This is a genomic window from Paraburkholderia sp. BCC1886, from assembly GCF_900996245.1.
Taxonomy (GTDB): domain Bacteria; phylum Pseudomonadota; class Gammaproteobacteria; order Burkholderiales; family Burkholderiaceae; genus Paraburkholderia.
In genome coordinates this window covers 85,166-98,387 of sequence record NZ_CAAJGK010000074.1, presented here as the reverse complement: position 1 = coordinate 98,387, position 13,222 = coordinate 85,166, and the positions used below count along the sequence as shown (strand labels likewise).

Below are 13,222 nucleotides of genomic sequence, written 5' to 3'. Positions count from 1 at the left end.
TTGTTCGTCAACGCCGGAGTAAAGCATTGTGATGAGTAGTGACCAGTCGGGCTCGCCGGCAGCAGGCGCCACGCCGCCGTCGAGTCTGAACGCCGTGGGCGACGCGACCACCGCCGCCGGAAGTTTCGTGCAGATCGTCGATGTCGTGAAGAAGTTCGGCGATACCGTGGCGGTCAAGGGCGTCAACCTGTCGGTGAAGAAGGGCGAACTGTTCGCGCTGCTGGGCAGTTCGGGTTGCGGCAAATCGACGTTGCTGCGCATGCTCGCCGGTCTCGAAACCGTGACCTCCGGCAAGATCCTGATCGACGGCGAGGACCTTGCGCACCTGCCGCCGTATCGCCGGCCGGTCAACATGATGTTCCAGTCCTACGCGCTGTTTCCGCATATGACGGTCGAGTCGAACGTCGGCTTCGGGCTCAGGCAGGAAGGCGTGCCGAAAGCGGAACTGAGGGACCGCGTGCAGACCGCGCTCGACCTCGTGCAGATGGGCCGTTTTGCGAAGCGCAAGCCGCATCAGCTGTCGGGCGGTCAGCAGCAGCGCGTCGCGCTAGCCCGGTCGCTGGTCAAGCGGCCGAAGCTGTTGCTGCTCGACGAGCCGATGTCGGCGCTCGACAAGCAGATTCGCCAGCGCACGCAGATCGAACTGATCAACATTCTCGACCAGGTCGGCGTAACCTGCATCATGGTCACGCACGATCAGGAAGAAGCGATGACCATGGCGAGCCGGCTCGCCGTGATGAGCGAAGGCGAGATCGTGCAACTCGGCACGCCGCACGAAGTGTACGAGTATCCGAACAGCCGCTTCTCGGCGGAATTCATCGGCTCGACCAATCTGTTCGACGGCCATACCGTCGAGGACGAGCCCGACCATGTATTCATCAAGACCGCGGATCTCCCGTGCCAGTTGTACGTGAACCACGGCATCACCGGTCCGCTCGGCATGCCGGTGACGATCTCCGTGCGGCCCGAACGCATCGCGCTCACCCGCAAGCCGCCCGACGGCGCCTATAACTGGGGCAAGGGCGTCGTCACGAATATCGCGTACATGGGCGGCTATTCGCTCTATCACGTGAAACTCGAGGCGGGCAAGACGGTGATCGCCAACGTGACGAGTCTTGCGTTGACCGAAATCGACCCGCCCACCTGGGGCGACGAAGTGTACGTGCGCTGGAGCGCGTCGGCCGGCGTGGTGCTGACCTCATGAAGCGCCCGCTCAATTCGCTCGCGACGTGGCCGGTGCGCCGCTTCAACCTGACCGGGCGCACCGCGGTGATCGCGGGACCGTTCGTCTGGTTGCTGCTGTTCTTTCTCGTGCCGTTCCTGCTGGTCGTGAAGATCAGCTTCGCCGACCTGCAGATGGGCATTCCGCCGTACACGGAATTGACCAGTTTCGCGGACGGCGCGCTGCACGTCACGCTCGACCTGTCGCATTACCTGTTTCTGGTGCAGGACAGCCTGTATTTCGCGACCTATGTGAATTCGGTCGTGGTCGCGGCCATCTCGACCTTGCTATGTCTGCTGATCGGCTACCCGATGGCGTATTACATCGCGCGCTCCAGTCCGGCGCGGCGCAATCTGCTGATGATGGCCGTGATGCTGCCGTTCTGGACGTCGTTCCTGATTCGCGTGTATGCGTGGATCGGCATCCTGAAGAACAACGGTCTGTTGAACAACTTCCTGATGTCGATCGGCGTGATTCATTCGCCGATCGAGCTGTATCACACCAACACGGCGGTTTATATCGGCATGGTCTATTCGTACCTGCCGTTTCTGGTGATGCCGTTGTACGCGCATCTCGTGAAGATGGACATGACCCTGCTCGAAGCCGCCTACGACCTCGGCGCGAAACCGTGGCGCGCGTTCTGGCAGATCACCTTGCCGCTGTCGAAGAACGGCATTATCGCGGGCTGTCTGCTGGTGTTCATTCCGGCGGTGGGCGAGTACGTGATTCCCGAACTGCTCGGCGGCGCGAACACGCTAATGATCGGCCGCGTCATGTGGAACGAGTTCTTCGACAACGCGGACTGGCCGATGGCGTCCGCCGTGACCTGCGCGATGGTCCTGCTGCTGCTGGTGCCGATGGCGTATTTCCAGTATGCGCAGGCGAAGGCGATGGAGGAGCGGGGTCGATGAAGCCTAACCGTCTCCTGCAGTGCCTCGCCCTCGGCATCGGGTTTCTGTTTCTGTACATTCCGATCGTCAGCCTCGTCGTGTATTCGTTCAACGAATCGCAACTGGTCACGGTGTGGACGCATTTTTCGACGCGCTGGTATGCGGCGCTCGTGCAAGACGACGAACTGATCGCGGCGGCGTGGCTGTCGTTGCGCATCGGCCTGATGACGGCGTTCGCGTCGGTGATCATCGGCACGTGGGCGGGTTTCGTGCTGGCGCGCATGGGTCGCTTTCGCGGCTTCACGTTGTATACCGGCATGATCAACGCGCCGCTGGTGATTCCCGAGGTGATCCAGGGCATTTCGTTGCTGCTGCTGTTCATCGAAATGGCCAAGTGGCTGGGATGGCCGGCCGGGCGCGGCGTCTTCACGATCTGGATCGGCCACGTGATGCTGTGTATCTCGTACGTGGCGATCATCGTGCAATCGCGCGTGAAGGAGCTGAATCCTTCGCTCGAAGAAGCCGCGCTCGATCTCGGCGCGACGCCGCTCAGGGTGTTTTTCTTCATCACCTTGCCGCTGATTTCGCAGGCGCTGGTGTCGGGCTGGCTGCTGTCGTTCACGCTGTCGATCGACGATCTGGTGCTGTCCGCGTTCCTGTCCGGTCCGGGTTCGACGACGCTGCCGCTGGTCGTGTTCTCGCGGGTCCGGCTCGGTCTGAATCCGGAGATGAATGCGCTGGCGACGCTCTTCATCGCGGTAGTGACGGTAGGCGTGGTGGCCGCGAACTACTTTGTGCAGAAGGCTGAGAGAAAGCGGAGCGCGCTGGTAGGATGACGGCTTGCTCGTCGGCGCACTCGTGAAGACTGCTCGCTGGCGCAAACGTTTTCCAGTTGCTGCAACCCGTTTGAATCGAGAGGTCCACATCATGCAGACGCATGCATCTTCCAACATCGGCCGCTTTCTGAGTGTGCTCTTCGCCGCCCTCGCAGGCTTGTATCTGCTGCTCGGCGGTATCTGGCTGACGGCCATCGGCGGCTCGATCTACTACGTCGTCACCGGTTTCGTGATGCTGGTCGTCGCCGCGCTGCTGTATCGGCGCCGGCCCCTCGCGCTTGGACTCTATGCACTTTTGCTGCTGTGCACGATCGTCTGGGCGGTGTGGGAAGCGGGCTTCGACTTCTGGGCGCTCGCACCGCGCCTCGACGTGCTGGTGATCTTCGGTGTCTGGCTGCTGCTGCCGTTCGTGTCGCGCAGCCTGCAGGCGCCGGTCAAGGGCGCGGGCCTCGCGCTCGCCGCCACCATCGTGCTGAGCGCCATCGTGCTCGTCTACGCGTCGTTCAACGATCCACAGGAAATCAACGGCACGCTCGCCGCGGGCACGCCGCCCACGCCCGACAAGACCGATGCCGACTGGCCCGCGTATGGCCGCACGCAGCACGGCACGCGCTACTCGCCACTCAAGCAGATTACCGCGGACAACGTGAAGAACCTGCAAGTGGCATGGACCTTCCAGACCGGCGACACGAAACGTTCGACCGACCCGGTCGAGACCACCGACGAAGTCACGCCGATCAAGATCGGCAACATGCTGTATCTGTGCTCGCCGCACCAGATGCTGTTCGCACTCGACGCCGCGACCGGCAAGCAGGTCTGGAAATTCGATCCGGGTCTGAAGACCGACCCGAGCTTCCAGCACGTGACCTGCCGCGGGGTGTCTTATCACGACTCGACGGCGGCCGCCGCGTCGACCACGACGACGGCTTCGACCGACGCACCCGCACAAGCGCCGGCATCGGGTTCCACCTCCGCTGCGGCGCCCGCCATTTGCGCGCGCCGCATCATCCTGCCGGTCAACGACGGCCACCTGTTCGAACTCGATGCGCAAACCGGCGCGCGCTGCCCGGACTTCGGCGTGAACGGCGATCTCGATCTGCAGCATGGTCAGCCGGTCACCACGGCGGGTCAATACGAACCGACGTCGCCGCCGGTCGTGACCGACAAGGTGATCGTCGTGGCCGGTGCGGTCACGGATAACTATTCGACACGCGAGCCGTCGGGCGTGATTCGCGGCTTCGACGTCGACACCGGCAAGCTGCTGTGGGCGTTCGATCCGGGCAGCAAGAACCCGAACACGGTGCTCGCAGCAGGTCAGCACTACTCGCTCAATTCGCCGAACTCGTGGGCGCCCGCCGTCTACGACGCGAAGCTCGACCTGGTCTATCTGCCGATGGGCGTGACCACGCCGGATATCTGGGGCGGCCATCGCACGCCGGAGCAGGAGCGCTATGCGAGCGGCCTGCTCGCGTTGAATGCGACCACCGGCAAGCTGGCCTGGTTCTATCAGACCGTGCACCACGACTTGTGGGACATGGACCTGCCGGCCCAGCCGACCCTCGCCGATATCACCGATCAAACCGGCAAGGTCGTGCCGGTGGTCTACGCGCCCGCCAAGACCGGCAACATCTTCGTGCTCGACCGGCGCACCGGCGCGCTGGTGGTGCCCGCGCCCGAGCAACCGGTGCCGCAAGGCGCGGCGAAGGGCGATTACGTGTCGCCCACGCAACCGTTCTCCCAACTCACGTTCCGCCCGAGTAAGAAGCTGACCGGCGCGGATATGTGGGGCGCCACGATGTTCGATCAGATGGTGTGCCGTGTGATGTTCCATCGCCTGAACTACGAAGGCACGTTCACGCCGCCGTCGGAGAAGGGCACGCTGGTGTTCCCGGGCAACCTGGGAATGTTCGAATGGGGCGGCCTGGCCGTCGACACCGATCGTCAGATCGCTATTGCCAATCCGATCGCGCTGCCGTTCGTCTCGCAACTCATCCCGCGCGGTCCGGGCAATCCGATCGAGCCGCCGGCTAGCGACGCGGGCGGCACCGGCACCGAGTCCGGCATCCAGCCGCAATACGGCTTGCCGTTCGGCGTGACGTTGAACGCGTTCCTGTCGCCGCTCGGCTTGCCGTGCAAGCAGCCGGCCTGGGGTTACGTGTCGGCGGTCGATCTGAAGACCAACCAGATTGTCTGGAAGAAACGCATCGGCACGGTGCGCGACAGCTCGCCGGTTCCGCTGCCGTTCAAGATGGGTATGCCGATGCTCGGCGGCCCGATGACGACGGCGGGCGACGTGTTCTTCATCGGCGCGACGGCGGACAACTACATTCGCGCGTTCAGCACCAACACCGGCGACCAGTTGTGGCAGGCGCGCCTGCCGGCGGGCGGTCAGGCCACGCCGATGAGCTACTCGGTCAATGGCAAGCAATACGTGGTGATAGCCGCGGGCGGTCATGGATCGTTCGGTACCAAGCTCGGCGACTACGTGATTGCCTATGCACTGCCTGACGGAAGCTGACCGGACGCGGGTTTCCCGCGCGATGGTCATGTCGTTGTTCGTACTCGCCGGGACGACGCAGAACGCTCAGGCGCAGAGTTCGGTCACGCTGTATGGCGTGATCGACACCAGCATCGAGATCACGAATCCGGGTTCGTCGTGGACGACCCGGATGGACTCGGGCGCGTATCGCGGCTCGCGCATCGGCTTGCGCGGCTCGGAACAGATCAGCCCGGATCTGCGCATTCTGTTCGACCTGGAAAACGGCTTCGGCTCCGCGGACGGTTCGCTTGCGACGGCCGGCACGCTGTTCAACCGGCAGGCGTGGGTTGGCCTCGGCGCGCCGTGGGGCGAACTGCGAATGGGGCGGCAATACTCGCCCATCTACATTCCGTTCAAAGGGCAGCTCGATGCGTTCGGTGCAGGCACGATCGCGTCGGGTCTGAACAACCTGTCGAAGATCACGCCTTATACGAATAACGGCATCACGTATCTGTCGCCGGATCTGCATGGGTTCAGCACCACGCTGATGGTCGCGCTGCGCGATGCCGGCGACGGCAACGGGCTGGCCGGCAACTACGAGACCTTCGCATACCGTAACGGCCCGTTTCGCATCTCGTACGCGCACCAGCAGACGCAGGGCGACGCCGGGCTGCGCGCGAATCTCGGCGGCGTGTCGTACCGGCTGGGCAAGACCACCGCGTTCGTGTCGTTTTTCAATGGCGATGGCGGGTCGCCGCGCTATCACGACGACGGTCTGTCCGTGTCGGCGCGCTATGCGGTGTCGACACGTCTGCGGGCCTCGCTCGGCTACACGTACATGCGGGACCGTTCGGGTGGCGACAGTAACGCGGATCAGTTCAGCGCGGCCTGCGAGTACGACGTCTCGCCGAAGCTGATGCTCTATGCGAGCGCCGCTCTGCTGCAGAATCATGGTGACGCCGCGTTCACGCTGCGTGGCGTGAACGTGACGGGGCTGCCGGCGGCTTATCCGGGCGCGCCGATCAAAGGCGTGCAGTTCGGTATGATCGATCGCTTCTGATCGTCATCGTCATCGTCATCGTCATCGTCGCTATTCCGGCCCGGCTCCCATCCTTTGTTCCTCATCGATTCCTTCGCGCGCGTGTCCGGCTGGCAGCAGCTCTACCACTTGTGGGAGCTGCTCGTGCTGTTCTGCCAGTTTCTGTGGGGGCTGCTGCGGCTGTTAGGCGGCGGGTGACTGCCTACCCGAGCCCGTCCCCAGGAACGCGTGCAGATCGACCATCACGCGCTCGGGCGCTTCTTCCATCGGAATGTGCCCGAGTCCCGGATACATCACCGACTTGGCGCCCGGAATGCGGCTCGCGAATTCGGACGCATGCGCGGTCGGAATCCAGTGGTCCTTCGCGCCCCACAGCACCAGTGACGGCACGTCGAGTGTCCTCAGCACGTTGGTGTCCACTTCGGTGAAGTCGAGCGTCGGTACCATCTTGCCGATGGCGGCACGCGTGCCCTCGCCGTGAAAGAACTCGATATAGCGGCGCAGCGTCGTCGCGTCCAGCTTGCGCGGATCGCCGTACACATTGCGCACCGCGCTTTTGATGATGATCTCGGGCAGCATCCACGGTGAACTGACGCGCACCAGCGCGCTGTTGAAGAGGCCGATATAGATAGGCAGCTTCATCGGAAAACCAGCCGAGTCGATCAGCACGAGACGCTCGACCGCTTCGCGGTGGCGCACCGCGTAATCCCACGAAATCAGTCCGCCGAGCGAGTTACCGATGAAGGTCGCGCGCGTGATGCCGAGCGCCTGTATGAAGGTGTCGATGAAGCGCCGGTAGGTCGGCAGGTTCATCGTTTCGATCGCGCCGTTGCTCGCGCGCAGCGGGCCGGTCACGCCGAACGGCGGCAGGTCGAGACGGATGACGCGGCGCTCGCGTTTGAGTTCGTCGGCGACCCTGTTCCACGTATGCAGCGACGACGCGAAACCGTGGATCATCACGACGATATCGCCGCTGCCTTCGTCGACGTAATGTACGTCGGCGCCCATGATCCTGATGAATTTCGAGCCGCTTTGCGTGTAGCGGCGCCGCAGTTCGGCGCGCGGCACGCTGGTCATGCCGAGCTTTGCCGCGAGCGAGCGCGGCGGCAGCGGGGCGGCGAGTGCGGACGGGGTCGAGTCGATGCTTGCCATGGCGTTGTCTCCCTGATGGTTTTTATTGCCTGCGTGCCTGCCTGCGGGCCCGCTTCAGACGGCCGGCGTTTTCAAGGCGCGAACCGGTAATCGTGCGGCCGCACGCGCCGGGTGCGTTTGCGGAAGCTGAACGTGAATCCTGGCCAGAGCGCCGTGACCTTGCCGCTCTTCGTCTGATACCAGCTATGACAGCCGCTCACCCAGACCGAGTGCTGCATCTCTTTCTGCAAACGTTCGTTGAAGTCGCGCTGGACGTCGGGCCGCAGATTCATCGTGCGAGCGCCGCGCTTGCGCAACAGGCGCAGACATTCGGCGATGTATTGCACTTGCGACTCGATCATGTAGATCATTGAGTTGTGACCGAGGCCTGTGTTCGGGCCGACGATCATGAAGAAATTCGGGAAGTTCGCGACGCTGGTGCCGAGGTACGCTTCGGGTCCGTCGCGCAGCCACATGGCGCCGAGGTCCGCGCCGTCTATGCCGATCACGTCGAACGGCGCGCCCACGTCGTTGACCTGAAACCCCGTGCCGCAGATGATCGCATCGGCCTGATGATGCCGCCCGTCGTCGGTGACGATGCCGTCGGCCACCACCTCGCGGATGCCGGTCGTCACGACGTCGACGTTCGGTTGAGTCAGCGCGGGGTAGTAGTCGCTCGAGAGCAGCACGCGCTTGCAGCCAAGCCGGTAATTCGGTGTGAGCTTTGCCCGTAGCGCGGGGTCTTTCACGCGTCGTTCGAGATAGCTCAGGCCGAATTTCATCGGCAGTTTCATCAGTTTGGGATTGACCACGAAGGCAATGGCGCGCGCTTCGAGTTGCCAGTAGATCTTGTTGCGCACGAGGCGCTGCGTGAAGGGCAGATGCCGGAACAGCCAGTGCGAGCGATCGCCGACCGGCTTGTTCGGCTTGGGCATGATCCACGGCGCAGTGCGCTGGAACAGGTCGAGTTGCGCGACGCGGGGCTGGATTTGCGGCACGAACTGAATCGCGCTCGCACCGGTGCCGACCACCGCGACGCGTTTGCCTTCGAGCGGATACGCATGGTCCCAGCGCGCCGAGTGAAACAGCTTGCCTTCGAAACGGTCGAGCCCGGCAATCTGCGGCATGGCCGGTCGCGAGAGCGGACCGCTTGCGGCAATCACGATATCGGTTTCGATGCGTTTGCGCACACCGTCCACGTCGATATCCACTTGCCAGATCTGACGCGTCTCGTCGAAGCGCGCGGCGGCCACGCGCGCCTTGCAGCGCACGTAGCGATCCACGCCGTATTTGCGCGCGCAGTGCTTCAGATAATCGAGAATTTCCGCCTGGCCGCCGAACGCGCGCGACCACGTCGGATTCGGTTCGAACGAAAACGAATAGAGATGCGATGGCACGTCGCAGGCCGCGCCGGGGTAAGTGTTGTCGCGCCACGTGCCGCCGATATCGGCGGCTTCTTCATAAACGGCGAAGGACGTGATGCCCATCTGCAGCAGACGGATGGCCATGCCGATGCCCGCAAAGCCGCTCCCGACAATGGCGATGCGTGGTGCGGCAAAAGGAGCGGGCGAGGCGGACATGACGGTGGTCTCCGGTATGTAGTCGACGGGTTCACGCAATAGTGACAGTGGCGCCGGTCGTGGCCGGTCGTCTACATCTGTCTACCTGGTAACATGCGCAGAGTAGACAACTGTACACTGCTCGTCAAGATCGTTTAGAGTACCGCTATTAAACCCGCCTGACGCGCCTTGATCGACTGCTCATGAAATCCTCACCCGACGCGGCCTTAGCCGCCGACCGTGGCCATGTTGCCGCAGTTGCTCCCGCGGCCGAAGTGCCGGCCGGCAAGCGCAAGCTCATCGAGGCCGCATTGCGGTTGACCGCCGGCGGGCGCAGCTTCGCGAGCCTTGGTTTGCGCGAGATCGCGCGTGAGGCGGGGTTGAATCCCAACACGTTTTATCGGCACTTCGATACGCTCGATGCGCTCGCGCGCGAAGCGGTCGAGTCGGTCAGTCAGCGGCTGCGGCCGATGTTGCGACGCGAGCGCTGGCTCGCCGCGCACGACGAACCGTTGAGCGTGCCGCGGCGCGCGTGCATCGCGTTCTTCGCCTTTGCGCTCGACAATCGGGATGGTTTTTTGAGCGCGCTCGCCGAGTATCACGGCACGTCGCCCGCCTTGCGCGAGGCGGTGCGCGCGAACCTGCACGAGGTGTCGGCGGAGATGGCCGACGACGTCGTGCAACTCGAATTGATGCCGACGCTGGCGCGCGAAACAGTCGACGAAGTCTGCACGCAGATCGTGCTGCAACTGTTCCATCTGTCGGCCGAGTATATCGACGCCGACGAAGCGCGGCGCGAGGCGCTGGTCGCTTACGCGGAGCGCTTCATCGTGCGGCTGTTCGCGGGTTCGATCATGCTGGCGCAGCATGAGCCGGTTCGCGAACGAACACCGGGTTGATCATGAAAAAAACAGGCTCCGTGATGAACGGAGCCTGTTTCGTTAAGTGCTTCTGACTGGCTTGACGCGTGACGTTCACGTATCGCTCCAGCCACCGGAGTCGTCGTTGCTGCCCATGTCGACGCCGCCGCCGCTGTTGTCGTTCCAGTCGTTCGAACCCTGACCGAAGTCGAGGCTGCCGTCGTTGCCGTTGCCGCCGTCGTTGCCGCGGCGGCGCGTTTCGTCGTCGACGATCACGTCACGTTCCACCACGCGATCGCGGCCCGAGTTCAGCGCTTCGCCGAGCAGCACGCCGGTCAGCAGACCGCCCATGCCGCCGCCAAAGCCACCACCGCCTTGCTGCACGATGACCTGCGGCTGTTGCTGATACGGACCTTGCGGCGGATAGGGCGCTTGCGGCGGATAACCGAAGCGCTCGGCCTCCTGCGCGTAAGGCGATTGCTGGCTCGCGGGTGCCGCCGAGGTGGCCGATGCGGCATACGGATCGGGCCGGCCATCGGCGCGCGCCCGCAGACTGCCGATACGCTGCTCGAGTTCGTCGAGTTGATACGGCGGCACCGGGTTCTTGCTGTTCGACAGGGATTCGACGAGGCCGCGCAACGTGTCTTCGGTTGCTTCGACTTCTTTCTCCAGCGCTTCATGTCCTTGCACGGTGGAGAGCTTCACATCGAGCTTGAGCGAACGCACGGTGTTGAGCATCTCGGTGGCGCGCTTGAGTTGTACGCGGCGATCGTCGTCGGCACGCGAGTCGTCCTGGGTGCGGGCGCGTCGCAAGGTCCAGCGCAGCACCAGCGCAATCACGCCGATCAGCACGATGATGCCGATCCACATGCCCATACCCGGACCATGTCGCTGCGGAGCCTGGGCTGCTTGCGACACGATGGCCGATTGCTGTTGCGCCGCCGGCGCATTCTGTTGCGCGAACGGATTCGGCGCGCGGCTGGTGGTGTTGCCGCCCGCGCGTTCCGCATCTTTACGAATGCGCGCTTCGGTCTGCGCGAAACGGCTCGGGTCGGTAAAGCGGATTTGCGGATCGAGCGTCTTGGCCTGTTGCACCTGGGCGAGCGCTTCGGCGGAGCGGCCTTCGCGATCGAGCACCTGGCTGTACAGGTAGTGCGCGCGCGCATTGTTCGGATGCGCCTTGATGACTTCGCTCAGGCCGGCATCGGCTTCCTGCCAGTTGCCTTGCGACATCGCGGATTCGATCTGCTGAACGGTCGGCACGGCGAAGGCCGCGACCGACACGAACAGCAGGGAGGCGAACGCTGCTGCGAGAAATTTTTTCATGTTCGGGCCGGGCGCATGGCACCCGTCTCCTTCAGTCGATTCCGGCGGCCGGGGAGGCCGCCGGTATGTACTGCTGCCGGGCGAATTACTGCGCCGGTGTGTTCAGCTGCTTCTTCAATGCTTCGAGCCGGTCGTCGACGGACGGACCGCGGTTCAGATCGGCCAGCTTGTCGTCGAGCGCCTTGCCGCTTTTGACGTCGGCCGAATTCAGACGCGCATCCGACCGTGCATTGGACAACGCGACCTTGTCTTCCAGCTTCTGGAAATCTTCCGACAGGTTTTTGCCGCCGATCCCGCCCAATGCGGTGGCCGCGACATCCTTCGCCTGGGCGATCTGCTGCTTGGCTTGCAGGATGTTCGAGCGGGCGTTCAGATCGTTGCGACGGCTGCGCATGTCTTCGATCTGGCTCTTCAACTGGGCGACCGACGGTTCGAGCGTGGTGAGCTCTTTGGCCAGCGCGTCGCGTTCGGCTTCGGCCGTTGCCTGCGCGCCGAGCGCTTCGCGCGCGAGGGTTTCGTCGCCGGATTGCAGCGCGCGTTTAGCGCCGTCTTCGTATTTCTTCGCCTTGTCGGCGGCGACGTCGCGCTTGCTTTGCTGCGTGGCCACCTGGGCCTGAATCTCGATCAGCGAGTTCTCGGCCTTGGCAATGCTCTCGTCCAGTTCGCGGACGATCTGGCGCGAGTCGCGCGACGGGTCTTGCACCGAATCGGCTGCGTCGTTCAGAAGACCTTTGAGCGTGCGCGAAATGCTGTCAAAAAGGGACATGAAAACCTCCAGAGAATGTAATCGGCGCTGAGTCGTCCCGCGCACTGAACTGCTTTGAACCGCTACTGTACGCCGCCGCGCAGCAAGCTGCGCAACGTCGGACCGGAGGTCGGGGCGCACCAGCCGATTGCAATAGCCATGTCATGAATTGTTGCATCCGGACATTGCAATTGCCGCCGACTGTCGCCCGTCACGCCGACGGACAAGCATGCAGCGGGCCACAGCGTAGCCGGCGGATATTACACCACGCACTCTCTTAAAAACGCCTTAAAGGGTGGGATGAAGCAAGCGCTGCGCGAGCGGCAGCGCGGACCTGCAAGGGCGGCGCGGAGGTGACGCAAAAGTGCCGCAAAAGTGACACGACGGTCACGCGAAATGTCCGCCTTCGGTGCTGGGATCGCTTTGTGGATCGTCAGGCTCGCTGCGGTTGTCGAGCCGCGGACGCTTGAAGACACTGAGGAGATGGCCCTGCGTGTCGGCCGGTGTGGCGCTGGCCTGCACGGAGGCGGCTGCTTCGGCTCTGGCCACGCGTGCGACCGCTTCGGCGATGGCGATGGCATCTTCGTCATCGGTCGATGTGAGGGCGGCCAGCACGTCGGCGGGTAGTAAGGGCGGAGGGGGAGGTGAAGCTGGCGTGGCAGATTCACCAGCGCTTATCGACGCGGTCGGTACCGCGTTCGCGTCGTCGCCGGCGGCAGGCGTTGGCCGTGATTGTAATGAAGGCGGCAGCGCGGCCCTGGCGTAGCGCGTGCCGCGCGCGACCCGTTGCAGCGCCGCGTCCAGCGCGTCGGGCGCGCGTGGGGCGTGCAAACGGTCGACGATACTCGCGGCTTTGACCTGCTCGCTGGTCGCCCCGAAGCTCAGTACCGCCCGCCGCATCAATTCGCTGACGCTGATGCCCATCTTCTCTGCTGTAGCGGAAATCGCGCGCTTCTGCGCGGTCGAGACGAATACGACGATGCGTTCGCTGGGCTTGTTCATGGTCGGCTCGCATACATTTGGCATGGGCGCTTCGACGCGCTTGCCCATGATATGACGAGTTGCGTCGGCGCGGAACGTGCGCCGCGTGAAAATCCCGTGACATCAACGAGTTGTCTTGCTTTCGGCGTGCTTG

The 13,222-nt window shown here is 63.7% G+C and carries 12 protein-coding genes; 7 read left to right on the top strand and 5 right to left on the bottom strand.

What is annotated here, in order from left to right; genetic code table 11:
- Window positions 1-31 precede the first annotated feature (31 nt).
- The 6 genes from FQ746_RS25025 to FQ746_RS35330 all read left to right on the top strand — a co-directional run bounded on the left by FQ746_RS25025 (window position 32) and on the right by FQ746_RS35330 (window position 6,664).
- Window positions 32-1,204 carry an ABC transporter ATP-binding protein gene (locus FQ746_RS25025; protein ID WP_186310831.1) on the top strand — a complete coding sequence of 391 codons (1,173 nt, stop codon included), beginning with the start codon at window positions 32-34 and terminating at the stop codon, window positions 1,202-1,204.
- Window positions 1,201-2,133 (top strand): ABC transporter permease subunit, encoded by a 933-nt coding sequence (locus FQ746_RS25020; protein ID WP_144112445.1) that lies wholly within the window; start codon window positions 1,201-1,203, stop codon window positions 2,131-2,133. The genes FQ746_RS25025 and FQ746_RS25020 overlap by 4 nt, the downstream gene beginning before the upstream one ends.
- Window positions 2,130-2,948, top strand: a complete 819-nt coding sequence (locus tag FQ746_RS25015; RefSeq protein WP_144112443.1) for an ABC transporter permease subunit — start codon at window positions 2,130-2,132, stop codon at window positions 2,946-2,948. The genes FQ746_RS25020 and FQ746_RS25015 overlap by 4 nt, the downstream gene beginning before the upstream one ends.
- A gap of 91 nt (window positions 2,949-3,039) precedes the next feature.
- Entirely contained in the window at window positions 3,040-5,466 is a 2,427-nt protein-coding gene (locus FQ746_RS25010; protein ID WP_144112440.1) for a glucose/quinate/shikimate family membrane-bound PQQ-dependent dehydrogenase, read from the top strand.
- Window positions 5,467-5,494: 28 nt separating this feature from the next.
- Window positions 5,495-6,487 (top strand): porin, encoded by a 993-nt coding sequence (locus tag FQ746_RS25005; protein ID WP_260854162.1) that lies wholly within the window; start codon window positions 5,495-5,497, stop codon window positions 6,485-6,487.
- Window positions 6,488-6,541: 54 nt separating this feature from the next.
- A complete protein-coding gene (locus FQ746_RS35330; protein ID WP_260854161.1) occupies window positions 6,542-6,664 on the top strand; it encodes a hypothetical protein in 123 nt (40 codons plus the stop codon).
- Here the strand turns inward: FQ746_RS35330 and FQ746_RS25000 are convergent.
- Both FQ746_RS25000 and FQ746_RS24995 read right to left on the bottom strand, forming a co-directional pair.
- Entirely contained in the window at window positions 6,650-7,618 is a 969-nt protein-coding gene (locus FQ746_RS25000) for an alpha/beta fold hydrolase (protein WP_144112437.1), read from the bottom strand. The two genes, FQ746_RS35330 and FQ746_RS25000, sit on opposite strands and share 15 nt — an antisense overlap.
- 71 nt (window positions 7,619-7,689) lie before the next feature.
- On the bottom strand, window positions 7,690-9,177 hold the full coding sequence (locus FQ746_RS24995) for a flavin-containing monooxygenase (protein WP_144112435.1): 1,488 nt from the start codon (window positions 9,175-9,177) through the stop codon (window positions 7,690-7,692).
- A 182-nt stretch (window positions 9,178-9,359) separates the two neighbouring features.
- Between FQ746_RS24995 and FQ746_RS24990 the strand changes: the two genes are divergently transcribed.
- Window positions 9,360-10,055 (top strand): TetR family transcriptional regulator, encoded by a 696-nt coding sequence (locus tag FQ746_RS24990; RefSeq protein WP_144112433.1) that lies wholly within the window; start codon window positions 9,360-9,362, stop codon window positions 10,053-10,055.
- Window positions 10,056-10,130: 75 nt separating this feature from the next.
- Here the strand turns inward: FQ746_RS24990 and FQ746_RS24985 are convergent, their stop codons facing one another.
- The 3 genes from FQ746_RS24985 to FQ746_RS24975 form a co-directional block, all read right to left on the bottom strand.
- Entirely contained in the window at window positions 10,131-11,342 is a 1,212-nt protein-coding gene (locus FQ746_RS24985; RefSeq protein ID WP_144112431.1) for a tetratricopeptide repeat protein, read from the bottom strand.
- Between the two features lie 85 nt (window positions 11,343-11,427).
- A complete protein-coding gene (locus tag FQ746_RS24980) occupies window positions 11,428-12,108 on the bottom strand; it encodes a PspA/IM30 family protein (RefSeq protein ID WP_144112429.1) in 681 nt (226 codons plus the stop codon).
- Window positions 12,109-12,474: 366 nt separating this feature from the next.
- Entirely contained in the window at window positions 12,475-13,089 is a 615-nt protein-coding gene (locus FQ746_RS24975; protein ID WP_144112427.1) for a hypothetical protein, read from the bottom strand.
- Window positions 13,090-13,222: the final 133 nt, after the last annotated feature.